Raw genomic sequence first — 25,419 nt, 5'->3', positions numbered from 1 at the left:
TATTTTCATCCTCTATCGAAGAGACGGAAATTGTTGAGCTTGATCAGGCTACTGCATCAAAAGGACAATCCTCAACTCCGAATGGCCCCAAGGATCCACACGATCCTAAAACCATGAATCTCAATGAAGACAATAAAGACAGTTTGACGCTAGCCGTCTATGCTGAGCGTGCCTATTTGGATTACGCCATTAGCGTTGTCAAAGGTCGTGCATTACCAGATGTATCTGATGGTCAAAAGCCTGTCCAGCGCCGTATCTTGTTCTCGATGAGCGAAATGGGTTTGCGCGCCGATGCTAAGCCCGTGAAGAGTGCTCGTGTTGTGGGTGATGTATTAGGTAAATTTCATCCGCATGGCGACCAATCAGCTTATGACGCTTTAGTTCGCCTAGCCCAGAGCTTTTCATTGCGCTATCCATTAATCGATGGGCAAGGTAATTTCGGTTCGCGCGATGGCGACGGTGCAGCAGCGATGCGTTATACCGAAGCCCGCTTAACCAAAATTGCTGGCTTATTACTCAGTGAAATCGATGAGGGTACTGTCGACTTTGCACCAAACTATGACGGCTCATTTCAAGAACCGAAGCTATTACCAGCACGCTTACCATTTGTTTTATTAAACGGTGCCTCTGGGATTGCAGTAGGTATGGCTACTGAAATTCCTTCGCATAACTTGCGAGAGGTTGCTTCTGCAGCAATCGCTTTAATGAAGTCACCCAAGCTCTCAACAGCTGATTTATTAGAGATCATGCCTGGCCCAGATTATCCAGGTGGTGGTCAGATTATTTCTTCTACAGCTGAAATTGCGCAGATCTATGAAACTGGCCGTGGCAGCGTTAAAGTGCGTGCCCGTTGGTCTGTAGAAGAGTTGGCCCGTGGTCAATGGCAGGTCGTTGTTAATGAATTACCACCATCTGCTTCATCGCAACGTGTCTTGCAAGAAATCGAAGAGATCACCAATCCTAAAGTGAAGGTTGGCAAGAAGACCCTAACTCCTGAACAAAATAATCTCAAATCTACGATCTTGAACGTGCTCGATGGAGTGCGCGATGAGTCTAGTAAGGATGCTGCAGTGCGCCTGGTGTTTGAGCCAAAGAGCAAGAATATTGATGTCAATGAGTTCGTAAATCTGCTATTGGCGCATACCTCCTTGGAATCTAATGCACCGATGAATTTGGTGATGATTGGTAATGATGGTCGACCACGTCAAAAAGGCTTAAAAGAGATTATTTCTGAGTGGATAGCGTTCAGAGTGGCAACAGTCACACGTCGTACTCAGTTCCGCTTAGGCAAAGTTAAAGACCGCATGCATATTTTGGAAGGGCGCTTAACGGTTCTTCTCAATATTGATAAGGTTATCAAGATCATTCGCAATAGCGATGAGCCCAAAGCTGATCTGATGAAAGAGTTCAAACTTACGGATCGTCAAGCTGAAGACATTCTTGATATTCGCTTGCGGCAATTGGCGCGCTTAGAGGGCATCAAGATTGAGCAAGAGCTTAAAGAGCTTAAATCCGAGCGTGATGATTTAGAGGGTTTGTTACAAAGTGATACTGTTTTACGTAAACGCATCATTAAAGAAATCGAATCTGATATCAAAGACTTTGGTGACGATCGTCGCACTTTGATTCAGGAAGATAAGCGTGCTGTTGCAGAAACGAAGGTGATTGATGAGCCAGTCACAGTGATCGTTTCTCAAAAAGGCTGGGTCAGGGTGCGACAAGGCCATGAGCATGACGCTACACAATTTAGCTTTAAGGCTGGTGATGCGCTCTATGCAACCTTCGAGGTGCGAACGGTAGATGTTATTCAGGGCTTCGGTAGTGATGGCCGTGTCTATACAGTGCCTGTGAGCGAGCTACCTGGTGCACGCGGTGATGGCTCTCCATTGACCAGCTTTGTAAACTTAGCGGCAGGCTCGCAAATGGTCGCTTATTACGCTGGTCAGTCCGATGATTTGGTATTACTTTCTACTAAAGCAGGTTATGGTTTCTTGGCTAATGTGTCGGATATGACTACACGCAATAAGGCTGGCAAATCTTTTATTACTGTTGATGCTAAAGTGCCGGGTGATGCGCCTTTAGGGGCCACTCAGGTACAAGTTGGCATGAAGCAAGTTGCCTGCTTATCAGAAGCTTCTAAGTTGCTTGTATTCCCGTTAGATGAGCTCAAGCGTCTGCCAACTGGTGGCAAAGGCGTGATCTTGATGGGCTTGGATGACAAAGAGTTTATGGCTTCTGCCATTGCGGTGGGACCAAATGGCGCTACCTATTCAGGGGCAGGACGAGCCGGTAAGCCTACTGAACTGAGTTTGGATGCAAAAACCCTAAAGTCGTTTGCTGGCAACCGCGCACGCAAAGGTCATTTCGTAGAGCCACGCCTCAAAGAGGGCAAGCTGAAGGCTAACTAAGCCGAAAAATTAAACTTTCTTCGGAATCGCAACACCGTATTTAACGGCGATCACTTCCGCCAGAATCGATACTGCGATTTCTGGTGGGGTGAGTGCTCCGATGTAGAGGCCCACTGGCCCATGCAAGCGCTCCACCTCCTCTTTGCTGACATCAAAATCGAGTAAACGCTCTTTGCGTTTTTGAGTGTTATTACGACTACCTAAAGCACCCACATAAAAGGCGGGGGACTTTAAGGCTTCCATCAGCGCCATGTCATCAAGCTTAGGATCGTGTGTTAGGGCCACAACAGCAGTATGGGGGTCGACACCAATCTCGAGTAAAACATCATCTGGCATACCTTTGATAAAAGTCACGTCATCACGATTAAGACCTTCGGCATATTCTTCTCGTGGATCAATCACAATGACCTCAAAGTCAGAGGCTAAGGCAAAGTCTGCGGTGTACAAAGATAACTGACCAGCACCAATGATTACCATGCGCCAACGGGGTCCATAAGTGGTGCACATCTCAGTAGCCGTGCAAGTAAATTCATCATTCCGATTTCCGGCCTGCAAAGTTGATTGACCGCTAGCGATATTGACACTGCGTCTTGTAACTTGGTGTGAAGTGATGGACTCAAGTAATTTCTCAAGCACTGCTAATTCGGGTCTAGGCTCTACCAAGAGACGTAAAGTGCCGCCACAGGGAAGCCCAAAGCGCGCCGCTTCTTCTTGACTCACACCATAGATCACCATTTCAGGGGTATCGCGCGTCAGAATTTCAGTTTGGACGCGGCTAATCAAGTCATCTTCGACACATCCACCCGATACGGAGCCTGCTACTTGACCATCTTGTCGAATCGCTAGCCAAGAGCCCACAGGGCGGGGTGCTGAGCCCCAAGTTTGGACTACGGTAGCAATAGCCACAGGGTGACCCGCTGTTAACCAGCTCACTGCAGATTTGAGGACGCTTAAATCAGTACTGTTCATGTAATGTCTTTTTATTTTTTTTAGATTCTTATTTATTATCACTCTAATGAGTCTATCGGGTAAATCTACCAATCTGAAGCTGGCCATTGTCCTATTGGCTGCTGGTGAAGGAAGTCGCATGGGCTCGATTCCAAAAGCCTTGCTTCGTCAAGATGGAAAAAGCTTGTTAGAAACCTTCTGTACCTCTGTTGATATGCTCAATCCAGTGGAGTTTTTGGTCGTGACTGGATTTCATGCGCAAGCTATTGAAGCCGAATTAAAACGCGTAGGTAAAACGACCAATGCAGCAATCACCGTCATTCATAATTTGAAGTCTGCTCAGGGTCAGGGCTCATCGGTGCGACTGGCTCTAGAGAGTCTACAAAGTCAATTTGATGTACTTGCGGTGTGTCTGAGCGACCAGCCTCACATTACCGATCAAGAGTTGATGGTTTTATTGGAGCAGTTTGTAGACCGAAAAGATATAGAAGAAATAGTGATGCCACAAGTCAATGGACAACGTGGTAACCCAGTATTGTTCTCTAGAAAGGCAGTAGAGGCAATTTTGTCAATGCCGAATATGGTGTGTCGACCTTATATGGATCAACACCCAGACTTAGTCAAAATTTACGAAACAGATCATGCAGCTTTCATCCTCGATGTTGACACCGAAGCTGATATCCAGAAACTAGGGATCACACGTTCTTAGAGATTATTTAAATCTCTGCGATCAGTTCAATCTCAACGCAAGCACCTAATGGGATTTGCGCTACGCCAAAAGCGCTACGAGCATGTTTGCCAGCATCGCCAAAGACTTCGAATAAGAGTTCTGAGCAGCCGTTAACAACAAGGTGCTGTTCTGTGTATTCGTTTGTAGAGTTCACTAAGCCCATTACTTTGACAATCCGTTTGACTTTATCGAGCGAGCCAAGATGATTCTGTAATGTAGAAATCAAATCAATTGCGATTGAGCGAGCGGCTGCTTTGCCAGTCTCAGTGTTCATATCCTGACCTAACTTGCCAACCCAAGGTTTGCCATCGTGCTTGGCAATATGGCCAGATAAAAATACCGTATTACCAGTTGTTGCCGCCATCACATAAGCAGCTGCTGGTGGTCCAGGTGGAGGCAAATCAATGCTAAGGGTTTTCAGGCGATCGCTAATCTTGCTCATAGTGTTATTTAAATCTTTAAAAGATATTTAATGAAAGAATCTTACTGCTTAATTATTTCGAGAGCTGACGCATTGCGCTCTCGAGACCATTTAAGGTCACTGGATACATATGATCCTTCATAAGGTTTTTCATGATGTCGATGGATTGTCGATACTCCCAAATGGATTCTGGCTCTGGATTAAGCCAGGCAAAGTGAGGGAAGTGATCTAAGAGGCGGTTAATCCAAACGGCGCCAGCCTCTTGATTGTTATATTCAACTGAGCCATTTGGGCTCAAGATTTCATAAGGTGACATGGTGGCATCACCTACAAAAATCAGTTTGTAGTCAGGACCATATTTATTGATGATGTCTTGCGTAGAAGTGACTTGATCTCTGCGACGACGATTACTTTGCCAGAGATTTTCATAAACGCAATTATGAAAATAGTAATACTCCAGATGCTTAAACTCTGCTTTGGCAGCGGAGAATAATTCTCCTATCTGCTTGATGTGGTCATCCATCGAGCCGCCGACATCCATGAGAAGCAATACTTTGACTTGATTATGTCGCTCAGGTCGCATCTGAATATCGAGCATGCCAGCATTCGCAGCAGTCGAATGTATGGTCTTATCTAAATCGAGCTCTAACACTGAACCCTCTCGAGCAAAGCGACGAAGACGCCGTAATGCAACTTTGATATTGCGGGTGCCCAAGGCAAGATCACTGTCGTAATCCTTAAATTCTCGAGCCTCCCATACTTTGATGGCAGTGCGATTGCCTGCGCTTTCCCCGCCAATTCGAATGCCCTCTGGGTGATAGCCACTATGCCCAAAAGGCGAGGAGCCGCCAGCCCCAATCCATTTATTGCCACCACCATGCCAATCTTTTTGCTCTTTCAGTAATTCTTCAAGACGTTTCTTAAGCGCTTCTGGACCGCCCAGTTTTTGGAGTGCCACTTTTTCTTCATCGGTTAAAACGCGTTGTAGTTTCTTTTCTAGCCACTCCATTGGAATATCGGGAGCGAGGGCGATGATTTGCTCAACACCTTTAAAGTACGAGCCAAATACCTGGTCAAAGCGATCAAAGTGTTGCTCGTCTTTCACGAGCGTCATTCGCGAGAGTTGGTAAAACTCATCGATCGACGGGTTGATGACCCCTGACTTTAATGCCTCTAAGAGAGTCAAAAACTCTCTTACTGAAACCGGTACCTTAACCTCTTTCAGATTGAGAAAGAATTGAATTAACATCGCATGAGCCTAAGAGCAATTAGCGATGGTTACGATTCATCATCACTAAGCGCTCAAATAAATGAACATCTTGTTCATTCTTTAATAAAGCGCCGTGCAGTGGAGGAACAACGATCTTGTCATCTTGACTATAGAGTGCATCTGGAGGAATGTCTTCTGCCAATAAAAGCTTGAGCCAGTCAATGAGTTCAGAGGTAGAGGGCTTCTTCTTCAGGCCTGGCAGCGAGCGTATTTGGTAAAAGGCTTTGAGGGCCGCCTCTAGGAGATCTTGTTTGATACTGGGGTGATGCACATCCACGATACTTTGCATAGTTTTAGCATCAGGGAAAGTGATGTAATGAAAGAAGCAGCGGCGCAAAAAGGCATCTGGTAATTCTTTTTCATTATTGGAGGTAATGATGACGAGAGGGCGATGCTTTGCCTTAATCAGCTCGCGGGTTTCATAGACATAGAATTCCATGCGATCAATTTCACGCAAAAGGTCATTCGGAAATTCAATGTCTGCCTTATCAATTTCATCGATGAGCAAAACAGTGGGTTCGTTTGCTTCAAAGGCTTGCCATAAAACACCTTTGACTATGTAGTTGCGAATATCTTTAACCTTTTCATCGCCCAGTTGAGAATCGCGTAAACGACTGACAGCGTCGTATTCATATAAACCTTGCTGTGCTTTGGTAGTGGACTTGATATGCCACTGCAAGAGTGGCATTTTGAGAGCGGCTGCGACTTCTTCAGCCAGCATGGTTTTGCCTGTACCTGGCTCACCTTTGATTAACAGGGGGCGCTGAAGCGCTATCGCTGCATTCACTGCCAGTTTGAGGTCATCGGTCGCAACATAGCTTTGACTACCGTCAAAGCGCTTTGAATTTTGGGCAGAGGATGTGTTGAGTGGGTGGGTCATGAGAGGCAATCTAGAGGTCTTTTATCGGATGATTAAGTATAGGGAAATAGTGCCCAATCTTCAGTATTTCTCTTGATTTAGAGATCAGAAATGGGGAAATCGTGGTTGGGAGAGCATCTCTCCGCTATACTCACGGTGGTTGATTTAAATCAAACTGATAAATATAGATTTCTATGAAAAAACTCTCCATTCTTACTCGATTGCTTGTTTGTGCTGGTATAGCATTAACTGGATTTGCCGCTCAGGCTGATGCAGTTAAAGGCAATGCGGCTGCGGGCAACGGCAAGGTTTGGCTTTGTGTTGGCTGCCATTCCATCCCTGATTACCGTGCTGACTATCCGTTGGTTTACAGAGTGCCTATGTTGGGCGGCCAAAATGCCGCTTACATTGCTTCCTCCTTAGCTGAATACAAGAAGGGCAACAGAAAGCATCCATCTATGCGAGCTATCGCCGCTAGCTTGTCTGACCAAGATATGGCTGATATTGGCGAATACTATGCTGCGCAAACTGCCAGCTCACCTAACAACCCATTGAAGTGATAGAGACACGTTTATGAAATTTGCACTAGTTATAGCAGTTTTGCTTTCCAGTATTGGCTTGGTTCATGTTGCTAACGCTGCCAGCGTTGAAAAAGGTCAAGCTTTAGTTGAGAAAGCCAATTGCGCTTCTTGCCATGGTGCTGGTTTAAATGCACCGATCCTGCCTGCCTACCCAAAATTGGCTGGTCAATATCCTGATTACATTTATTACGCCTTGAAAGCTTACAAAGTAGGCAATGGAAATGCTCAATATGGACGTAATAATGCTGTGATGGGCTCGCAAGTTCAGGCATTCTCTGATGCTGACATGCAGGACATTGCAGCTTATGTTGCCTCTTTGTCTGGAAACTTCGTTATTAAGAAGTAAATCCGTTTCAGCAGCTCTTCATTGGGTATTCAATACAAAGGCTTAGAATAATCTTCTAAGCCTTTGTTATTTATAGTAAAAACTTTTATCTCAAAGCTTCTAAGCCTCTCGCAAAGTGTTTGCGCATAGCAGTTTCAGCCCCAGTTTGGTCTCTTTTCAATAGGGCGTTGAGGATGTCACGATGCTCCACTAGAGAGTTTTGTAGTCTTCCTGTACTGGTTAGAGAATCCTTCCGATGTAATTTAAGCACCTTACGAAGATCTGCAATGACCCCATTCATCCAGCGATTTCCGGCGATTTCTTGGATTAATTCATGAAATTTGCCATTAATCTCGAAAAATTGCTCAATATCTCGATCTGCGGCTGCCTTTTCAAGACGGTGATGCCAATAGTCCAATTGATTTAACTCATCTTCGCTTGCTTTAGCAGCGGTTTCCCTGGCTGCTTCACCTTCCAGCAGTGAGAGGATGGTAAAAATTTGCTCTAAATCTTTTCTGGTGACCTCAGTGACATAGGCTCCACGGCGCATTTTGATTGTCACTAGCCCCTCAGAGGCCAGTACTTTAATAGCTTCGCGCATCGGGGTTCGACTGATTCCAAATTGTTCTGCTAAGCGTTGTTCATCTAGCCAACTTCCAGGAGCTAGTTCCTTAGCAAATATTTGCTCCCGGAGGCGATCGGCTACATCTTCGTATAGAGGTCGATTATTCAGTTTTGTATCCATAATTATGAATACATGATATCTAGACAAATTCCAAATAGTCAAGCAGAATTACAAAATCTTAGATGCAATGCAACATATCAAACGGGAGTGCTTTGTGAGTTCAGAAAAGAAAAGTCCAGCTAGTGCATGGCCATCATTTCCAGAAGTCAATATAGAGACTTGGAAAAAGTCTGCCCAAAAATCAGCACCAAATGGCGATGTGGATAAGCTGGGCTGGAATACTCCTGATGGTATTCAGTTAAAAGCGCTTTACACCTCATTAGACACAGAGAACTTAAATTACACCGATACTTTGCCTGGTTTCGAGCCTTATGTGCGCGGACCACAAGCAACGATGTATTCCGTGAGGCCATGGACGATTCGTCAGTACGCAGGATTCTCCACTGCAGAAGAATCGAATGCCTTTTATCGCAAAGCATTAGATGCGGGTGGGCAAGGTGTCTCTGTTGCATTCGACTTGGCAACACATCGAGGTTATGACTCTGATCATCCACGCGTTACGGGTGACGTTGGTAAGGCAGGCGTCGCCATTGACTCTGTAGAAGATATGAAGATTTTGTTCGATGGTATTCCGCTGGACAAAGTGTCTGTATCGATGACGATGAATGGTGCTGTATTGCCAGTGTTAGCGGGCTATATTGTTGCTGGCGAAGAGCAAGGTGTTAAGCAAGAACTGCTATCAGGCACCATTCAGAACGATATTCTGAAAGAGTTCATGGTGCGTAATACCTATATTTACCCGCCAGAACCTTCGATGCGCATTATTGGCGACATCATTGAGTACACCGCGCAACACATGCCGAAATTTAACTCGATCTCGATATCGGGTTATCACATGCAAGAAGCTGGAGCAAACCAAGTATTGGAATTGGCATTCACCTTGGCTGACGGTAAGGAATATGTCAAAACAGCGCTTGCTAAAGGTTTGGATGTTGATGACTTTGCTGGGCGTCTTTCATTCTTCTTTGCAATCGGCATGAACTTCTACTTGGAAGTTGCTAAATTACGTGCGGCACGCTTGCTGTGGTGGCGCATTATGAAATCATTTGAACCACAGAATCCAAAGTCTTTGATGTTGCGGACGCATTGTCAAACTTCGGGCTGGTCATTGACAGAACAAGACCCCTATAACAATGTCGTGAGAACTACGGTTGAAGCAATGGCTGCTGTCTTTGGGGGCACTCAATCCTTGCATACCAATTCCCTAGACGAGGCAATCGCTTTGCCTTCTGAGTTTTCAAGCCGCATTGCCCGTAATACGCAGTTGATACTTCAGGAAGAAACCCACATTACTAGCGTGATCGATCCCTGGGCTGGTTCTTACATGATGGAGAGCCTCACTCAAGAGATGGCCGATAAAGCTTGGGACATTATTCAAGAGGTTGATGCGATGGGCGGCATGACAAAGGCAGTTGAAAGTGGTTGGGCTAAGCTCAAGATTGAGGCAGCAGCAGCTGAAAAACAAGCCAAGATCGATTCAGGCACTGACGTGATTGTTGGCGTCAATAAATATAAGCTGGGCAAGGAAGATCTTGTGGATGTATTAATGATCGATAACGACAAGGTTCGTGAAGGTCAAGTCGCGCGTTTGAACCAAATCAAAGCCAAGCGCGACAGTAAAAAAGTAGAGGCTGCATTAGAGGCTTTAACTAAGGCTGCAGAAGATCACTCCGGTAATTTGTTGGAGTTATCTGTTAATGCAATTCGTTTGCGTGCGACCGTTGGTGAAGTGTCTGATGCGTTAGAGAAAGTTTACGGGCGCCATCGCGCCGATACTCAAAAGGTGACCGGAGTGTATGCAGCTGCTTATGACTCAGCCGAGGGCTGGGCAAAATTACAAACTGAAATCGCTGACTTTGCTAAAGAGTTTGGTCGTCGCCCTCGCGTGATGATTGCCAAACTAGGCCAAGATGGGCATGACCGTGGGGCTAAAGTCGTAGCAACTGCCTATGCGGATTTGGGCTTCGATGTGGATATCGGACCCTTATTTCAAACACCTGAAGAATGCGCCCGTCAGGCGATTGAGAATGACGTTCATGCTCTAGGTGTATCGACTTTAGCGGCAGGTCATAAAACTCTAGTACCAGCCATCATTGCTGAATTGAAGAAACAAGGTTCTGATGACATTATTGTCTTTGTCGGCGGTGTAATCCCAAGACAAGACTACGATTTTCTTTATGAAGCGGGCGTCAAAGGAATTTATGGTCCAGGCACCCCAATTCCAGCTTCAGCAAAGGATGTGCTTGAGCAAATTCGTCAATCTGTAAAACCTGTTTGATACAAAACTAACTTATTTACGAGCATGCTTGAAGTTGCCGACCTAGCGCTAATAGCCGATCTTACTGGCGCACCCTCGCTTAAACAGCGACGTGCATTGGCAAAGGTCATTACCTTGTTGGAATCCACTCGCTTAGATCATCGCAAGCGCGCTGATGATGTCCTTAATGCGCTTTTACCTAAAACAGGCAAGTCCTTTCGCTTAGGTATTTCGGGAGTTCCAGGGGTTGGTAAATCAACGCTCATTGAAACGCTTGGTCTGTATTTAATTGAAAAGGGACATCGTGTTGCCGTACTTGCAATCGATCCTTCCTCTAGTTTGTCAGGCGGCTCCATTCTGGGGGATAAAACGCGTATGGAGCGTTTATCCGTTCTAGAGAATGCCTTCATTCGCCCCAGCCCATCGTCATTGACGCTCGGAGGTGTTGCTGAAAAAACCCGTGAGGCCATGCTGGTGGCAGAGGCTGCTGGCTTTGACATCATCATCGTTGAAACAGTCGGTGTTGGTCAAAGTGAGATTGCAGTCGCAGGCATGACGGATATGTTCTTGCTACTTCAATTACCCAATGCTGGCGATGATTTGCAAGCGATTAAAAAAGGCGTCATGGAGATCGCAGATCTGATTGTGATCAATAAGGTTGATCTAGATCCAGCTGCGGCAATGCGCGCGCAACTTTTTATCACCAGTTCATTACGTCTCTTGGGCTTCCAGGGAAATCCTGACCATGCTTCGCACGATGAAGACTTTTGGCATCCCACTGTCATGACATTAAGCGCTTTAGAGGGCAAAGGTGTTCCTGAGTTGTGGGATAAGGTCACGCATTTTCAAAAACTGCAGCAAGCCAATGGTAAGTTTGATTCACGTCGTCAGCAACAGGCTGGTGCCTGGATGTGGGATCGTATTGATGCTGGCTTAAAGAATGCATTTCGTAGTAATGAAGCGGTTCAAGCGCTTCTACCAAGCTTAGTGGCACAAGTAAACCAGGGAACCATGGCGCCTTCAGTAGCAGCAAGACGCCTATTGGAGTCCATGGGACACGAATTTTTCTAAGGAGTCGGGCAATGCAAGACATCATTCAACAACTGGAAGCAAAGCGCGAGCTAGCACGCTTAGGCGGTGGCCAAAAGCGTATTCAGGCTCAGCACGCTAAGGGCAAGTTAACTGCTCGTGAGCGTATCGAGCTCTTACTCGATGCTGGCACTTTTGAAGAGTGGGATATGTTCGTAGAGCATCGTTGCCACGACTTTGGCATGGCCGATCAAACAGTGCCAGGTGATGGCGTTGTGACTGGTTATGGAATGATCAATGGTCGTTTGGTATTTGTGTTCTCACAAGACTTTACGGTTCTTGGCGGCTCATTATCAGAAGCCCATGCTGAGAAGATTTGCAAGATCATGGACCAAGCGCTCAAAGTCGGTGCTCCCGTGATTGGTTTGAATGACTCAGGTGGTGCGCGTATCCAAGAGGGCGTAGCTTCATTAGGTGGCTATGCAGAGATTTTCCAGCGTAACGTCACAGCCTCAGGAGTGATTCCACAAATCTCCTTAATCATGGGCCCGTCTGCTGGTGGAGCCGTGTATTCGCCGGCGTTGACGGATTTCATCTTCATGGTGAAAGACAGCTCTTATATGTTTGTTACTGGTCCGGAAGTGGTTAAGACCGTGACTCATGAGGACGTGACTTCTGAGGAGTTGGGTGGGGCAGTAACGCACTCAACCGTTTCTGGTGTTTGCGACTTGGCCTTTGACAATGATGTGGATGCCATCATGATGTTGCGTCGCTTCTTTAACTACTTGCCGCTTTCTAACCGTGAAAAACCGCCCTTGATCAAAGGGGCAAACCGCACAGAAGAGCCTGATTTTTCTCTCGATACCTTAGTGCCATCTAATCCAAATCAACCTTATGACATGAAAGAGTTGATTGAAAAGATTGTGGATGATGGCGTGTTCTTTGAACTTCAACCCGACTATGCTAAGAACATCGTGATTGGCTTTGCTCGCATGGAAGGTCGCTCTATTGGTATTGTTGCGAACCAACCATTAGTCTTGGCTGGTTGCTTAGATATCAAGGCATCTATCAAGGCAGCGCGTTTTGTCCGTTTCTGTGATGCCTTCAATATTCCGGTAGTGACTTTAGTTGATGTGCCAGGCTTTATGCCAGGTACCGCCCAAGAATATGGCGGCATTATTAAACACGGTGCGAAGTTACTCTATGCCTATGCAGATTGCACTGTACCTAAAGTGACCTTGATTACTCGTAAAGCCTATGGTGGCGCTTATGACGTGATGGCCTCTAAGCACTTGCGTGGCGACGTGAATTTTGCTTGGCCTTCAGCAGAGATTGCGGTGATGGGCCCTAAGGGTGCGGTCGAGATTATATTTCGTGAAGAAAAATCTGAGCCAATAAAGATCGCTGCCCGTGAAGCAGAGTACAAAGCCAAGTTTGCAAACCCCTTTGTTGCAGGGCGTCGTGGCTATATTGACGATGTCATCCTCCCGCATGAGACTCGCAAACGGATTGCCCGTTCGCTCGCAATGCTCAAAGATAAGGATTTAAAAAATCCTGCGCGTAAACACGGCAATATCCCTCTGTAAAGGCGCTGATAGATGATGACTACGAAAATGTTTAAGAAAATTTTGATTGCTAATCGCGGAGAGATTGCTTGCCGTGTCATGAAAACCGCCAAAAAAATGGGCATCAAGACAGTGGCTGTTTATTCTGAGGCAGATAAAGAGGCGCGTCACGTTCAGATGGCGGATGAAGCCATCTGTATTGGACCGGCGCCTTCCCGTGAATCCTATCTTGTAATGGATCGTATTATTCAAGCCTGCAAAGATACTGGTGCTGAAGCAGTCCATCCAGGATATGGTTTCTTATCCGAGAATGAGCAATTTGCTAACCGATGTGAAGAAGAGGGCATTGTCTTTATTGGTCCGAAGCATGAATCGATTGCAGCAATGGGCGACAAAATTGCCTCCAAAAAGCTGGCATCAGAAGCCAAGGTCAACACGATCCCTGGCCACAACGAGGCAATTGCCACAACAGATGAGGCGGTAAAAATTGCGCAAGGTATTGGCTACCCAGTCATGATAAAGGCTTCTGCTGGCGGTGGGGGTAAAGGTTTACGTGTTGCCTCGAATGATCACGAAGCAGCCGAAGGTTTTGCTGCCTGCAAAACCGAAGCGATGAATAGTTTTGGCGATGATCGGATCTTTATTGAGAAGTTTGTGGAAGGTCCGCGTCATATTGAGATTCAGGTCTTGGGTGATTCACATGGCAACGTAGTCTATCTGAATGAACGCGATTGCTCAATTCAGCGTCGTCACCAAAAGGTGATCGAAGAGGCGCCATCTCCATTTATTGATCCTGTTACCCGTAAAGCGATGGGTGAGCAAGCCGTTGCCCTTGCTAAAGCTGTGAACTACCAGTCTGCTGGCACTGTGGAGTTCGTGGTAGGCAAAGATAAGTCTTTCTACTTCTTAGAGATGAATACGCGCTTGCAGGTGGAACATCCCGTAACGGAAAGCATTACTGGTCTTGACTTGGTTGAGCAGATGATTCGGGTAGCGGCTGGGGAAAAGTTAGCATTTAAACAAGCGGATGTGAAGTTGGATGGTTGGTCAATGGAGTGTCGCATTAATGCAGATGATCCATTTCGCAACTTCCTACCATCCACAGGCCGTCTTGTGAAATATCGTCCACCGGAGTCCATTAATGGAGTACGAGTAGATACCGGTGTATACGAAGGCGGTGAAATTCCGATGTACTACGACTCTATGATTGCGAAGTTAATCGTGCACGGCAAAGATCGTGCTGAGGCAATTGAAAAGATGCGTGCTGCCTTGAATGATTTTGTCATTCGCGGTATTCATTCGAATATACCGTTTCAGGCTGCTTTACTGCAACATCCCCGTTTCGTGAATGGCGATTTCACAACGGGCTTTATCGCTGAAGAATATCCAGAAGGCTTTAAGAAGGATTCTGTGCAGCCTGCAGACCCAAAACGCCTTGCAGCCCTAGCTGCCTTTATGCGCTATCGCTATCTTGAGCATATCAAGATGATTGATGGTCAATTGGCTGGTCACGAAATGGTGATTGCCAAGAAGTTTGTCGTGGTCACTGGTAAGAAAACAGGATCAATGATTGATCCGTATGAAGAGGCAGTGCGCATTGAATTAAAAGATGGCATCTATTCTGTATATATTGATGATGCAGATGGTGTTAGCCGTTATGACATTGAGAGTGATTGGCGTCCAGGTCAGCTGGCTTTACATGCCACGATTAACCGTACCAGCAAGATTACGGCACAAGTAGAGCGCAAGGGTGTTCGGCTCTACTTAGTACTTGATGGCGCGCATTACGAATGTATGGTGTTGAGTCCATTAGGGGCCGAACTCCAGCGTCGCATGCCAGTAAAGCTTCCACCAGATACCTCGAAGTTGGTGATGTCTCCCATGCCAGGTTTGCTCACGAAACTTGCTGTTAAGGTGGGTGAAGCCGTCACAGCGGGTCAAAAATTAGCTTCAATTGAAGCGATGAAGATGGAGAACACAATCTCTGCAGCACAGGATGGGATTGTTTCAGAAATCTGCGCCAAAGAAGGTGAAAGCTTGGCGGTAGATCAACTCATCATTCGTTTTGAATAAGCAGGACCATCATCCATGACAGCTAAACCGTTCAAAATTCTCGGTATTCAACAAATCGCTATTGGCGGCACAAGCAAAGATCGCCTCAAAAAACTTTGGGTAGAGATGCTCGGCTTTGAGTACAAAACTACCTTTGTCTCGGAGCGTGAAAACGTGGATGAAGATATTTGTGCGATTGGAAACGGTGCCCATGAGATAGAAGTAGATCTGATGCAACCATTGGATATTGAGAAAAAGCCTGCCGTACATCAAACACCCCTCAATCACATCGGATTGTGGGTGGATGACCTTCCTAAGGCGGTTGAATGGCTCTCCGCTAATGGCTTACGTTTTGCTCCTGGAGGTATTCGCAAGGGCGCTGCGGGCTACGACATCACCTTTGTCCATCCCAAGGGTAACGATGAATTTCCGATCAGTGGAGAGGGCGTCCTCATTGAGTTGGTTCAAGCTCCTCCTGAAGTCATCGCGGGATTGCGTTCATAATTTAGTCTTTAGATAATCACAACCATAAAGCGAACTTGAATTGACGCGATTATTGGCCATCGACACTTCCTCAGCTTGGTGTTCGGTGGCTTTATCTTTAGGTGATTCAGCACCTCAGCTCCGACACGAATTGGTGTCGGCGGGCGCTAGCCAATGCTTATTGCCTTGGATTGAAAATTTACTGGCCCAAGCAAATCAGCAACTTTCTCAACTTGATGCGATTGCGATAGGTATTGGCCCGGGCGCATTTACTGGGGTGCGTTTAGGCCTTGCAGCAGTTCAAGGTCTTGCGATAGCGGCAAATCTACCCGTCCTGCCAGTTGCTAGCTTGGATGCCATTGCGGCGCAACTGAGCAAAACACCTCATTTTGCCAAGATCAAGCCAACTCAATTTGTGATTGCTGTTGATGCTCGTATGGGCGAGATCTATTGGGCGAAGTATGAATTCAATGACTCCACATCCCTTCCTTTACGTATTGGCAATATCCAACTTTCAAAGCCTGAAGAGATTGATTTAAGGAATATCCAATACCTTGCTGGTAGCGCGATTAAAGAATTTGGCGAGCGCTTATTTGTAAATCATTCTTTTCCCAGTGAAGCGCTTGATCCAGAAATCTCCATTTCCGCATTGGGCATCTTAGAGCTAGCTCAACAGATGTTTAAGGCTGGACAGCAAATCTCGGTCAATCAGCTAGAGCCACTCTATGTGCGCAATAAAGTTGCTTTCACGACGAATGAACGTGAAATTGCCTTCAAAAAAGGTACGCGGTAATGACTATGCAGGATGATGGCGCTGAGCTAACCTTTATGCCGATGCAGGTGGCTGATCTAGATGATGTCCTGGCAATCGAATCGATTTCTCATATTCATCCATGGACTAGAGGTAATTTTTCCGATTCCTTGGCTGCAGGTCATTGGGCTTATTGCATCAGACCACAGCTTGATCAAGCGAATGCAATGCCAGGGAGCTATCTTGATCCGCAAGTCCTGTGGGCTTATTGCATTCTGTATCCAGCGGTAGATGAGTTACATCTTTTAAATATCACTGTTGCCCCTAAGTTACGCCAACTAGGGCTAGGAACGCGCATGATGGCAACCATTGAAGGCGTCGCTTCACAGCAGAACATGCCACGCATTATTCTTGAGGTAAGGCCTTCCAATGAGTCTGCTGTCGCCCTGTATCAAAAGCTTGGGTATGAACAAATCGGGGTGCGCAAAAATTATTATCCTGCCAGCGAAGGGCCTGGTAATCGAGAAGATGCCATCGTGATGGCTAAATCGATTAAGCTAGAGTCATGACCAACACGCATTCAAGCTTCTTAAAAGAAATGGGCATTACAGAGTGGACTGCGCGGGATGGTTCGGCTGAAGTTGCCAATGTCACGCAGTCACAGCTTGTAGTAAATGTAGCGGTATCAACTGAAAGTGCCCCCAAGGCACATTGGTGGTTTTTTGGAAGCCAACCCCAGGGTGATGCCCAGATATTGTTTCAGAATGTCATTCGTGTTTTAGGCTTAGCGAGTAATGAATGGTCGTGGAAAAGCCCAAATGACAATCTTTCTAAAATGCATGCGTCAGAAAATGCTGTCCCGCTAGTTGCTATCGCCTTTGGCGGCCCGACAGCACAAAAAATTACGGGTGAGCGTGATCCATTGCCGCAGTTGCGCGAGACGATCTTGGCTCTGAACACCGGAAATGATGATGAGATTCCGGTGGTTGCCACTTTCGATTTGGCTCAATTAGCAACAAAGTCAAAAGATAAGACCCTGCTTTGGCAAGACCTCTTGCTGGCTAAATCTATCCTACAAAATACTTAATCTAGTGCTGTCTTAGTGCTTGTGTTCACCGATAAGGTGCATAGAGTCATATTCAGCTTGGTTGCGGGCATGACGCCGAATCACTAGCCACATGATGAGACTCACCACTAAGCCAAATCCAATGATGACGTATTGAACCGGTAGATCAAGCCAGATTAATAATGAGTACATCGCCAGCATTCCCAATACCGAAATATTTTCATTGAAGTTTTGCACTGCGATGGAATGTCCAGCTGACATCAGTACATGACCACGATGTTGCAATAGCGCATTCATGGGCACCACAAAATATCCCGCTAACCAGCCCACCAAAATGAGTAAGAAATAAGCCGGCAATAGATTTAAGGTAACTTGCATTTTGCCTATTGTCAGCAATGGCGTATTTGGCAACATATCGGAGTTGTAAATCGCTAATACGCAAACAACCAGCCCCATGGCGATTCCATAGGGAAGTACATTGAGTGAATTGCGCAAAGGTACGCGCCAAGCCGCCCAGACCGCTCCGCCAGCAACGCCAACCGCGGAAATGGCTTGCAAAATAGCGCCTTGTGAGAGATTCATATGCAGCGCTACCTGTGCCCACTTAATCACAATGAACTGCAAGGTGGCGCCAGCACCCCAGAACAAGGTAGTCACCGCCAAAGAGATTTGACCCAGGCGATCATCCCAAAGCGTCTTAAAGCAGACGGAGAAATCTTTAATTAATTCTATGGGATTGGTTTTCTGGGCCACATAGCGTGCGCCGGTATCTGGAATCTTCAGATTGATTAATGCGGCGATGACATAAATCATCATGATGATGAGGATTGCTGATTCTGCGGGTGTATCTATGCCGGTATCAATGCTCGGCATATCCAAGGAAAGCAGGCTTTGCGAGACGGTGCTACTAATTAAAACACCCCCTAATACCGTACCCAAAATGATAGAGCCTACTGTCAATCCCTCAATCCAACCATTGGCGGCAACCAACTTTTCAGGAGGAAGCAATTCCGTCAAGATGCCATACTTTGCAGGAGAGTAGGCTGCAGCACCGAGACCAACAATAGCGTAAGACAATAAAGGGTGCCCACCAAAGAGCATTGCCACACAACCAACGAATTTAATCGTGTTAGTAATGAACATGACATTACCTTTGGGGCGAGAATCAGCAAACGCACCAACAAAGGCAGCCAGCACAACATACGATAAAACGAAGAACAATTTAAGCAAAGGAGTCATCCAGGCCGGAGCGCTAAGCTGGGCCAAGAGGGCAATTGCTGCAATCAGCAATGCGTTATCAGCAAGCGACGAAAAAAATTGCGCCGCCATAATGATGTAAAAACTACGGTTCATTCGTACAATCTAGTCATTAATACAATTAAAACATGAAAGGAGGGGTGGATATGAGCGCTTCGGTTAATAGCTTAATCAATAGACCAATTTTGGCATCTATTCATTCACATGCCTTTCAGCATAACTTAAACCGTGTTCGGGAGCTTGCCCCGGAGTCAAAAATTTGGTCCGTTATTAAGGCTAGGGCATATGGGCATTGTTTTGAGGCGGCGCTCAAGGGCCTTGAATCAACTGACGGGTTTGCATTATTAGATATACAGGATGCGGTTTGGTTAAGAGAAAATGGCTGGCAAGGGCGAATTTTGCTGTTAGAAGGCTTATTTCATGAGAGTGAAATGGGCCTAAGCCAGGAATTGCATTGTGATTTGGTGGTCCACTGTGAAGCGCAAATCGAGTGGCTCGAACGTTATGCAGATAAAGTCCACAAGCCCATTAGTGTTTTTCTGAAAATGAACACGGGCATGAATCGTCTGGGTTTAAAACCAGCCGCCTATAGAACGGCCTTTCATCGTCTTCATGCCGCAGCTTACCGCATGCATCACATGACGCATTTTGCTAATGCAGATCAAATTGATCGTCAGCCTACAGTCGATAGTCAGTTAGAGCTATTCAATCAAACTATTGAAGGCCTTGAGGCACCTACCTCTTTAGCAAACTCCGCAGCAATTCTATGGCATCGCAATGCTCTCGGCGACTGGGTGCGTCCTGGCATCATGCTCTATGGCGCATCTCCTACAGGCCTATATTCGGACATTGAGCATGCTCATCTCAAAGCGGTGATGCAGCTGCAGAGTGAGATTATTGATATTCAAGATCTTCAAGCAGGTGATCGCATAGGATATGGCGGTCGTTATGAAGCTTCTGAGAACATGCGGATTGGCATAGTGGCTTGCGGTTATGCGGATGGTTATCCACGTCAGGCAAAGGATGGCACACCGGTTTGGGTCGGTGATGATAGTAAAGCAGGTGGCGGCATTATTTGTCCGATCGTTGGGCGGGTATCTATGGATATGTTGAGTGTAGATTTACGAAATGCACCAAACGCCAAGATCGGCAGTGTCGTAGAGCTCTGGGGTGACCAGGTTCCAGTAGATGAGGTGGCACGCATGAGTGACACTATTGGCTACGAGCTGCTTTGTGCGGTAGCGCCAAGAGTGCCAGTCGCGATTAAATAGACTTTCAATAAAAAATCCTCTATTGAAGAGGATCCTTTATAACGTTATTGCAAACGCTAGATTACTTATTCCAGATCTGCCACCATTTGCGTTCTTTTTGAACACGTTGTCCAGTTTCTAGCATTTGACTGTCTGGGAAGTTCAGTTTAAAAACACGCGCAGTGTCATTACTTAATTGAGTCATACCCAATTTTTCGTAGGACTTCGTCAAGAGATACAGAGCCTCTTCTACGGCTGGAGCACGGTCGTAATCACGGATCACCAGTTGCGCGCGGTTTGCAGAAGCCAGATAGGCGCCCCGTTGATAGTAGAAACGGGCAACGATCACGTCTGCCTCAGCCAGTGAGTTCACGATATAGCGCATGCGATCCAATGAGTCTGGCGCATATTTGCTATTGGGGAAGCGCTCAACAACTGTTTTGAAGGATTCAAATGCTTCTTTAGCAGCCTTCGGATCGCGTTCACTTAAATCTTGCCCTGTAAATTTACCAAGCCATCCTAAATCATCGTTAAAGGTAATGAGACCTTTGAGATAGTAGGCGTAGTCCAAGGTAGGGCTACCTTGATGTAATTTGATGAAACGATCGATCGCTACCAGTGCTTGAGTTTGCTCTTGCGCTTTCCAATAACAATAGGCGGCATTAATTTGGGCTTGCTGTGAATACGGTCCAAAAGGAAAACGGGCCTCTAATTTGTCAAAATATTTGCCGCACTTCGCAAAGTCACCATCATTTAATTTATCGGTTGCTTCTGAGTAGAGTTTAGATTCTGACCAAATATCAGTGTCATCCTTTTGCCCATCACTACCAGCACAGCCACTTAAAACCAATAAAGCACACATGCAAGTCAAAAGCAGGGTGAGTAAACCCATGCTTGAACGGGGAATGATTTTTTGAGGGGCAGGTGACCCAGCAAGCCTTAAACTGGGGTCTGATATTACGTCGGACATAACTGAAAGGCTCTTTAAGCGTGGCATTGCCGCAAACTCCTGATTCGAATCCTGTTGATTATATCGATGAAGAGGATTTCATCTCCCTGGAAATTCCCCCGGAGATGGCTGGTGAACGCCTCGACAAGGTACTAGCGGGCTCTTTGCCAGATTATTCACGGAATCGGCTAAAGACCTGGGTAGAAACGGGTGCTGTGATGGTTGACGGCAAGGTCACCAAAGCCCGTTATTTACTGAGAGGTGGCGAGAGCATTAAGGTATTTCCGCAAGAAATGCCGGAGCAATTTGCCTTTAGTCCAGAAAACATCCCTTTGGAAGTGGTTTACGAGGACGATGCCATCATTGTGATCAATAAACCCCCAGGTCTAGTAGTGCATCCCGCAGCGGGTAATTGGTCGGGAACTTTGTTAAATGGGCTGCTATTTAAATACCCAGAACTCAAATCTTTACCGCGGGCAGGTATTGTGCATCGACTAGATAAAGATACCTCTGGCTTGATGGTGGTTGCGAGAACCGCTCAAGCTCAAACCTCTCTCGTCAGACAACTGCAAGATAGAACCGTAGGCCGAAGATATTTAGCCTGGGTTTGGGGAGGGGCTCCTAGTCAAGGCAAGGTGTTGGCATCGGTTGGTCGAGATCAACGTGATCGTTTAAAGATGGCGGCAGGCAGTCCACAAGGTAAACCAGCAGCAACATTATTTAGACGCTTAGCGAAATCAACATTTTTAGAATCACCCCTTGCTTTATTGGAATGTCGTTTAGAGACGGGGCGTACTCATCAGATTCGGGTGCATCTCGAATCACTCGGATTTCCATTGCTTGGGGACCCGGTCTATCGCAAGAAAACTCCGGGCGTAGCAAAAAGTCTGTCATTTGAGCGTCAAGCATTACATGCCTTTGCGCTGAGTCTGCAGCACCCTGTAACGCAAGAGCTGGTTAGCTGGTTTCGTTTGCCACCACTGGATTTAATGCAGTTGTTGCCCCAGGTTGGCATGTCGGAAGCGGATCTTCCTCAAGAGGCAACTGTATTAGCTTCTATTCATAACGAACGCACTCATGACTAGTCTGACTAATGGATTCTTAAAACCAGAGTGGGATGCGCCCTTATCAATCCAGACTCTAGTCACTAAAAGAACTGGTGGAGTTAGTCTAGCGCCTTTTGATTCGTTCAATCTTGGGGATCATGTGGGTGATTTGCCTGAGAACGTATTAGCCAATCGGGCGCTTTTGAGAACTTATCTGCCAGCTGACCCTATTTGGTTAAAGCAAATCCATGGTGTCAAAGTAAGCACACCTAGCACACGATTGCTAGAAGCTGATGCAGTCGTGACTAACATCCCCAATGAAGTCTTGGCCATCATGACCGCCGATTGTTTGCCTGTGTTATTCACAAATCAGAGCGGTACGGTGATTGGTGCAGCCCATGCTGGCTGGAGAGGCTTATGTGCAGGCGTTTTGGAAAATACGGTCACTGAAATGACAAAGCTTATCAGTCAGGATGCAGATAAAAACATCATCGCTTGGCTTGGACCCGCGATTGGGCCTCAGGCTTTTGAAGTAGGGCAAGACGTGCTTAATGCATTTCAGGATTTTGGGATTTCATATCCCCAATCCGCTTTTTCACCAATTGCTGAAAAACCAGGAAAGTATTTAGCTGACATTTACTTATTGGCACGTAGCAGACTTGAGTCCGTAGGCGTTGATCAGATTTTTGGTGGTCAATATTGCACAGTCACGCAGGCAGATCAATTTTTCTCCTATCGCCGTGATGGAGAAACTGGTAGGTTTGCAAGTCTCATCTGGATATCTGACGCTAAGTAACCCCTCTATGTTTTCCCCCATGTGAGGGTTACTACTAGATTCAGAATTTAGCTAGGGTTATTGCGTATAACTCTATATGCCTTATGGATGGAGAATGGCTTTACTAATTTAAAGAGATCACTATGTTTGCAGGTATGAATCCGGGTGCAACGCCTTCTTTGGCGCCGCACCATATGGCGCTGATTCCACAAGAGCGTTTAACTGAAATTCAAAAAGAATATTTTGCAGAGCTTGCGCATATTGCTACCAATCCTGAGGCGATAGAAGTCAAAGACCGTCGCTTTGCTGGCAAGGCTTGGCATTCCTCATGGAGCAAAGTGATTGCTGCCACTTATTTATTGAACTCCAAACATTTAATATCTTTGGCGCAAGCAGTAGAGACGGATGAAAAGACTCGTCAGAAAATTTTGTTCACGACCGAACAAATGATTGACGCACTCTCACCATCGAATTTCATTGCCACTAATCCAGAGGTTTTGGAAAATATTATTAGCACTCAAGGTCAATCCATTCAAAAAGGAATTGTGAATCTCCTTGGGGATATGAAAAAGGGCAAAGTCTCGATCACCGATGAAAGTGCTTTTGAGGTTGGAAAAAATATTGCTACTACAGAAGGTCATGTGGTGTTTCGTAATGAGTTATTTGAGCTGATTCAATACACGCCATTAACGGAAACGGTTTTCGAGCGCCCATACTTAATGGTGCCCCCTTGTATTAATAAGTACTACATTCTGGATTTGCAACCTGATAACTCGGTAGTCCGTCATATGGTTTCGCAAGGGCATACTGTCTTTCTAGTTTCTTGGAAGAATCCAGATGCCTCGATGGCAGAGGTGAGTTGGAATGACTATGTGGGTAAAGGCGTTATTAAGGCGATTGAAGTCGCTCAAAATATTAGTGAATCAAAGCAGATCAATATCCTAGGCTTTTGCGTTGGTGGAACCTTAACAACTTCAGCGCTTGCCGTCTTAGCTGCGCGTGATGAACATCCAGCGGCTAGCTTGACGCTATTTACGACTTTGCTTGACTTTACGAACACTGGCATCTTGGATGTCTTCATTGATGAAGGCATGGTCGAGATGCGCGAGAATACCATTGGCGGTAAGGGTGGCAAATACGGCATGATGTCCGGTCTTGATCTAGGCAATACCTTCTCATTCTTGCGTCCAAACGATTTAGTCTGGAATTATGTTGTCGAGAATTACCTGAAGGGAAATTCTCCGCCACCATTTGATTTGTTGTACTGGAACGGTGATTCCACGAACTTACCGGGCAATATGTATTGTTGGTATTTGCGTCATACCTACTTGCAAAATGATCTGATTAAACCTGGCAAGGTGAAGATTTGCGGTGAGAAGGTTGATTTGGGCAAGATCAAATGTCCTGCATATGTCTATGCCTCACAAGAAGATCACATTGTTCCTTGGCAATCTGCTTATCAGTCTACCCATATTTTGAAGGGAAAAAATCGTTTTGTGTTAGGTGCCTCTGGGCACATTGCTGGCGTCATTAATCCGCCCGCTAAAAATAAGCGCTACTACTTTGAAAATAACAAGATTGCATCTACGGCAGAAAAGTGGGTTGAAGGCGCTAAGCAGATTCCTGGAAGTTGGTGGCCCAACTACACTAAATGGCTTGAACCATTTGGTGGCGAACAAAAGCCGGCTAGCAAAACATTTGGTAATACGAAATATCAAAAGATGGAAGCTGCTCCGGGCATTTATGTGAAAGAAAAAGCAGCATAGTCCGATTGCAAGATAAATCATTAACGAAGGTTTTTTTAAGGGGAAAGTGATGTCTCAAAAAGTCGCATACGTAACTGGTGGTATGGGTGGCATTGGTACCGCTATTTGCCAACGTTTGGCAAAAGATGGATTTAAGGTGATTGCAGGCTGTGGCCCAAATTCACCACGTAAGGACCGTTGGATTGGTGAGCAAAAAGCCTTAGGCTATGACTTCATTGCCTCAGAGGGTAACGTATCGGACTGGGATAGCACGGTTGCCGCCTTTGAAAAGGTCAAAGCAGAGGTTGGTCGGGTTGATGTTTTAGTTAATAACGCAGGTATCACACGCGATAGCGTTTTCCGCAAGATGACTCCTGATGCTTGGAAAGCGGTGATTGATACCAATCTGAATTCCTTGTTTAATGTCACCAAGCAAGTGATTGACGGTATGGTGGATAACAACTGGGGAAGAATTATTAATATTTCCTCTGTGAATGGCCAAAAAGGTCAGTTTGGTCAATGCAACTATTCCACTGCAAAAGCAGGTCTGCATGGCTTCACTATGGCTTTGGCACAAGAAGTAGCTACCAAAGGCGTTACTGTGAATACGGTTTCGCCCGGTTATATCGGCACCGATATGGTTAAGGCTATTCGCGAGGATGTCTTGGAGAAGATTGTTGCTGGGATTCCTGTAAAGCGCTTAGGAACCCCGGATGAGATTGCTTCTATATGCTGCTGGATTGCATCTGAAGATGGTGGCTATGCGACTGGGGCAGACTTCTCCCTCAATGGCGGTATTCACACTGGTTAATGTAGGTAAAAAGTATTTTGTTGTAGCGCAACATGGCTTATTTTCCTTTTGCTTAAACTAGGGATAAACTATGCCGATGTTGCGTTGCAGTAAACC

General features: G+C 46.0%; 24 protein-coding genes. 17 read left to right on the top strand and 7 right to left on the bottom strand.

Annotation, left to right across the window (positions count from 1 at the left end):
• Nucleotides 1-113: 113 nt before the first annotated feature.
• On the top strand, nt 114-2,408 hold the full coding sequence (gene parC / locus AOC29_RS05635) for a DNA topoisomerase IV subunit A (RefSeq protein ID WP_215297388.1): 2,295 nt from the start codon (nt 114-116) through the stop codon (nt 2,406-2,408).
• Between the two features lie 9 nt (nt 2,409-2,417).
• Here the strand turns inward: parC and AOC29_RS05630 are convergent, their stop codons facing one another.
• Nucleotides 2,418-3,377 (bottom strand): XdhC family protein, encoded by a 960-nt coding sequence (locus AOC29_RS05630; RefSeq protein WP_215294626.1) that lies wholly within the window; start codon nt 3,375-3,377, stop codon nt 2,418-2,420.
• A 46-nt stretch (nt 3,378-3,423) separates the two neighbouring features.
• Here AOC29_RS05630 and AOC29_RS05625 point away from each other — a divergent pair, with 46 nt between their 5' ends.
• A complete protein-coding gene (locus AOC29_RS05625; protein WP_251369928.1) occupies nt 3,424-4,065 on the top strand; it encodes an NTP transferase domain-containing protein in 642 nt (213 codons plus the stop codon).
• A gap of 7 nt (nt 4,066-4,072) precedes the next feature.
• Here the strand turns inward: AOC29_RS05625 and AOC29_RS05620 are convergent, their stop codons facing one another.
• From AOC29_RS05620 to AOC29_RS05610, 3 genes are read right to left on the bottom strand one after another with little or no spacing between them, the layout of a single operon-like run.
• Entirely contained in the window at nt 4,073-4,528 is a 456-nt protein-coding gene (locus AOC29_RS05620; RefSeq protein ID WP_215294624.1) for a RidA family protein, read from the bottom strand.
• A gap of 52 nt (nt 4,529-4,580) precedes the next feature.
• Nucleotides 4,581-5,756 (bottom strand): VWA domain-containing protein, encoded by a 1,176-nt coding sequence (locus tag AOC29_RS05615; RefSeq protein WP_215294622.1) that lies wholly within the window; start codon nt 5,754-5,756, stop codon nt 4,581-4,583.
• 19 nt (nt 5,757-5,775) lie between these two features.
• On the bottom strand, nt 5,776-6,657 hold the full coding sequence (locus AOC29_RS05610; protein WP_215294621.1) for a MoxR family ATPase: 882 nt from the start codon (nt 6,655-6,657) through the stop codon (nt 5,776-5,778).
• A gap of 173 nt (nt 6,658-6,830) precedes the next feature.
• On the opposite strand from AOC29_RS05610, the gene AOC29_RS05605 reads away from it, so the two are divergent.
• The gene (locus tag AOC29_RS05605; RefSeq protein ID WP_215294618.1) at nt 6,831-7,196 is read left to right on the top strand and encodes a cytochrome c; all 366 of its coding nucleotides are present in this window, start codon (nt 6,831-6,833) and stop codon (nt 7,194-7,196) included.
• Nucleotides 7,197-7,209: 13 nt separating this feature from the next.
• Nucleotides 7,210-7,563, top strand: coding sequence for a cytochrome c (locus tag AOC29_RS05600; RefSeq protein WP_215294616.1), 354 nt, complete (start codon nt 7,210-7,212; stop codon nt 7,561-7,563).
• Between the two features lie 85 nt (nt 7,564-7,648).
• On the opposite strand, the gene AOC29_RS05595 is transcribed toward AOC29_RS05600, so the two are convergent.
• A complete protein-coding gene (locus AOC29_RS05595) occupies nt 7,649-8,287 on the bottom strand; it encodes a GntR family transcriptional regulator (RefSeq protein WP_215294614.1) in 639 nt (212 codons plus the stop codon).
• Between the two features lie 151 nt (nt 8,288-8,438).
• Between AOC29_RS05595 and scpA the strand changes: the two genes are divergently transcribed.
• From scpA to AOC29_RS05555, 8 genes are read left to right on the top strand one after another with little or no spacing between them, the layout of a single operon-like run.
• Entirely contained in the window at nt 8,439-10,565 is a 2,127-nt protein-coding gene (gene scpA, locus AOC29_RS05590; RefSeq protein ID WP_371819554.1) for a methylmalonyl-CoA mutase, read from the top strand.
• Nucleotides 10,566-10,589: 24 nt separating this feature from the next.
• The gene (meaB, locus tag AOC29_RS05585) at nt 10,590-11,615 is read left to right on the top strand and encodes a methylmalonyl Co-A mutase-associated GTPase MeaB (RefSeq protein ID WP_215294611.1); all 1,026 of its coding nucleotides are present in this window, start codon (nt 10,590-10,592) and stop codon (nt 11,613-11,615) included.
• Between the two features lie 11 nt (nt 11,616-11,626).
• Nucleotides 11,627-13,159 carry an acyl-CoA carboxylase subunit beta gene (locus tag AOC29_RS05580; RefSeq protein WP_215297217.1) on the top strand — a complete coding sequence of 511 codons (1,533 nt, stop codon included), beginning with the start codon at nt 11,627-11,629 and terminating at the stop codon, nt 13,157-13,159.
• A 27-nt stretch (nt 13,160-13,186) separates the two neighbouring features.
• The gene (gene accC, locus AOC29_RS05575) at nt 13,187-15,211 is read left to right on the top strand and encodes an acetyl-CoA carboxylase biotin carboxylase subunit (RefSeq protein ID WP_215297384.1); all 2,025 of its coding nucleotides are present in this window, start codon (nt 13,187-13,189) and stop codon (nt 15,209-15,211) included.
• A gap of 15 nt (nt 15,212-15,226) precedes the next feature.
• The gene (locus AOC29_RS05570; RefSeq protein WP_215297215.1) at nt 15,227-15,694 is read left to right on the top strand and encodes a VOC family protein; all 468 of its coding nucleotides are present in this window, start codon (nt 15,227-15,229) and stop codon (nt 15,692-15,694) included.
• 40 nt (nt 15,695-15,734) lie between these two features.
• The gene (tsaB, locus tag AOC29_RS05565; protein ID WP_251370080.1) at nt 15,735-16,466 is read left to right on the top strand and encodes a tRNA (adenosine(37)-N6)-threonylcarbamoyltransferase complex dimerization subunit type 1 TsaB; all 732 of its coding nucleotides are present in this window, start codon (nt 15,735-15,737) and stop codon (nt 16,464-16,466) included.
• Entirely contained in the window at nt 16,466-16,993 is a 528-nt protein-coding gene (gene rimI, locus AOC29_RS05560) for a ribosomal protein S18-alanine N-acetyltransferase (RefSeq protein WP_215297213.1), read from the top strand. Before tsaB ends, rimI begins: the two co-directional genes overlap by 1 nt.
• Nucleotides 16,990-17,511, top strand: a complete 522-nt coding sequence (locus AOC29_RS05555) for a DNA polymerase III subunit psi (protein ID WP_215297211.1) — start codon at nt 16,990-16,992, stop codon at nt 17,509-17,511. The genes rimI and AOC29_RS05555 overlap by 4 nt, the downstream gene beginning before the upstream one ends.
• A 12-nt stretch (nt 17,512-17,523) precedes the next feature.
• On the opposite strand, the gene lplT is transcribed toward AOC29_RS05555, so the two are convergent.
• Nucleotides 17,524-18,843, bottom strand: coding sequence for a lysophospholipid transporter LplT (lplT, locus tag AOC29_RS05550; RefSeq protein ID WP_215297209.1), 1,320 nt, complete (start codon nt 18,841-18,843; stop codon nt 17,524-17,526).
• A 74-nt stretch (nt 18,844-18,917) separates the two neighbouring features.
• Here lplT and alr point away from each other — a divergent pair, with 74 nt between their 5' ends.
• A complete protein-coding gene (alr, locus tag AOC29_RS05545) occupies nt 18,918-20,018 on the top strand; it encodes an alanine racemase (RefSeq protein ID WP_215297380.1) in 1,101 nt (366 codons plus the stop codon).
• Between the two features lie 61 nt (nt 20,019-20,079).
• Here the strand turns inward: alr and AOC29_RS05540 are convergent, their stop codons facing one another.
• On the bottom strand, nt 20,080-20,967 hold the full coding sequence (locus tag AOC29_RS05540) for an outer membrane protein assembly factor BamD (RefSeq protein ID WP_215297207.1): 888 nt from the start codon (nt 20,965-20,967) through the stop codon (nt 20,080-20,082).
• Between the two features lie 20 nt (nt 20,968-20,987).
• Here AOC29_RS05540 and AOC29_RS05535 point away from each other — a divergent pair, with 20 nt between their 5' ends.
• From AOC29_RS05535 to AOC29_RS05520, 4 genes are all read left to right on the top strand, one after another.
• Nucleotides 20,988-22,031 carry an RluA family pseudouridine synthase gene (locus AOC29_RS05535; protein ID WP_251370079.1) on the top strand — a complete coding sequence of 348 codons (1,044 nt, stop codon included), beginning with the start codon at nt 20,988-20,990 and terminating at the stop codon, nt 22,029-22,031.
• Nucleotides 22,024-22,788 (top strand): peptidoglycan editing factor PgeF, encoded by a 765-nt coding sequence (pgeF, locus tag AOC29_RS05530; RefSeq protein ID WP_215297206.1) that lies wholly within the window; start codon nt 22,024-22,026, stop codon nt 22,786-22,788. Before AOC29_RS05535 ends, pgeF begins: the two co-directional genes overlap by 8 nt.
• Before the next feature lie 122 nt (nt 22,789-22,910).
• Nucleotides 22,911-24,533, top strand: coding sequence for a class I poly(R)-hydroxyalkanoic acid synthase (phaC, locus tag AOC29_RS05525; RefSeq protein WP_215297204.1), 1,623 nt, complete (start codon nt 22,911-22,913; stop codon nt 24,531-24,533).
• Between the two features lie 49 nt (nt 24,534-24,582).
• Nucleotides 24,583-25,323 carry a 3-ketoacyl-ACP reductase gene (locus AOC29_RS05520; protein ID WP_215297202.1) on the top strand — a complete coding sequence of 247 codons (741 nt, stop codon included), beginning with the start codon at nt 24,583-24,585 and terminating at the stop codon, nt 25,321-25,323.
• Nucleotides 25,324-25,419 lie beyond the last annotated feature (96 nt).

Origin of the sequence: Polynucleobacter sp. JS-JIR-5-A7, from assembly GCF_018687935.1 — a bacterium.
Lineage (GTDB): Bacteria > Pseudomonadota > Gammaproteobacteria > Burkholderiales > Burkholderiaceae > Polynucleobacter.
The sequence above is the reverse complement of the archived record's forward strand: the minus strand, read 5'-3'. Positions and strand labels throughout refer to the sequence as shown.

What these genes read in the sequence shown, in the direction of transcription:
- AOC29_RS05595 (WP_215294614.1), bottom strand. Translation starts at nt 8,287, where the DNA reads ATGGATACAAAACTGAATAATCGACCTCTATACGAAGATGTAGCCGAT.
- pgeF (WP_215297206.1), top strand. Translation starts at nt 22,024, where the DNA reads ATGACTAGTCTGACTAATGGATTCTTAAAACCAGAGTGGGATGCGCCC.
- AOC29_RS05625 (WP_251369928.1), top strand. Translation starts at nt 3,424, where the DNA reads ATGAGTCTATCGGGTAAATCTACCAATCTGAAGCTGGCCATTGTCCTA.
- AOC29_RS05630 (WP_215294626.1), bottom strand. Translation starts at nt 3,377, where the DNA reads ATGAACAGTACTGATTTAAGCGTCCTCAAATCTGCAGTGAGCTGGTTA.
- AOC29_RS05570 (WP_215297215.1), top strand. Translation starts at nt 15,227, where the DNA reads ATGACAGCTAAACCGTTCAAAATTCTCGGTATTCAACAAATCGCTATT.
- AOC29_RS05615 (WP_215294622.1), bottom strand. Translation starts at nt 5,756, where the DNA reads ATGTTAATTCAATTCTTTCTCAATCTGAAAGAGGTTAAGGTACCGGTT.
- AOC29_RS05580 (WP_215297217.1), top strand. Translation starts at nt 11,627, where the DNA reads ATGCAAGACATCATTCAACAACTGGAAGCAAAGCGCGAGCTAGCACGC.
- meaB (WP_215294611.1), top strand. Translation starts at nt 10,590, where the DNA reads ATGCTTGAAGTTGCCGACCTAGCGCTAATAGCCGATCTTACTGGCGCA.
- AOC29_RS05540 (WP_215297207.1), bottom strand. Translation starts at nt 20,967, where the DNA reads ATGTCCGACGTAATATCAGACCCCAGTTTAAGGCTTGCTGGGTCACCT.
- AOC29_RS05600 (WP_215294616.1), top strand. Translation starts at nt 7,210, where the DNA reads ATGAAATTTGCACTAGTTATAGCAGTTTTGCTTTCCAGTATTGGCTTG.
- rimI (WP_215297213.1), top strand. Translation starts at nt 16,466, where the DNA reads ATGACTATGCAGGATGATGGCGCTGAGCTAACCTTTATGCCGATGCAG.
- AOC29_RS05555 (WP_215297211.1), top strand. Translation starts at nt 16,990, where the DNA reads ATGACCAACACGCATTCAAGCTTCTTAAAAGAAATGGGCATTACAGAG.
- lplT (WP_215297209.1), bottom strand. Translation starts at nt 18,843, where the DNA reads ATGAACCGTAGTTTTTACATCATTATGGCGGCGCAATTTTTTTCGTCG.
- AOC29_RS05620 (WP_215294624.1), bottom strand. Translation starts at nt 4,528, where the DNA reads ATGAGCAAGATTAGCGATCGCCTGAAAACCCTTAGCATTGATTTGCCT.
- parC (WP_215297388.1), top strand. Translation starts at nt 114, where the DNA reads ATGAATCTCAATGAAGACAATAAAGACAGTTTGACGCTAGCCGTCTAT.
- accC (WP_215297384.1), top strand. Translation starts at nt 13,187, where the DNA reads ATGTTTAAGAAAATTTTGATTGCTAATCGCGGAGAGATTGCTTGCCGT.
- AOC29_RS05520 (WP_215297202.1), top strand. Translation starts at nt 24,583, where the DNA reads ATGTCTCAAAAAGTCGCATACGTAACTGGTGGTATGGGTGGCATTGGT.
- AOC29_RS05610 (WP_215294621.1), bottom strand. Translation starts at nt 6,657, where the DNA reads ATGACCCACCCACTCAACACATCCTCTGCCCAAAATTCAAAGCGCTTT.
- phaC (WP_215297204.1), top strand. Translation starts at nt 22,911, where the DNA reads ATGTTTGCAGGTATGAATCCGGGTGCAACGCCTTCTTTGGCGCCGCAC.
- AOC29_RS05605 (WP_215294618.1), top strand. Translation starts at nt 6,831, where the DNA reads ATGAAAAAACTCTCCATTCTTACTCGATTGCTTGTTTGTGCTGGTATA.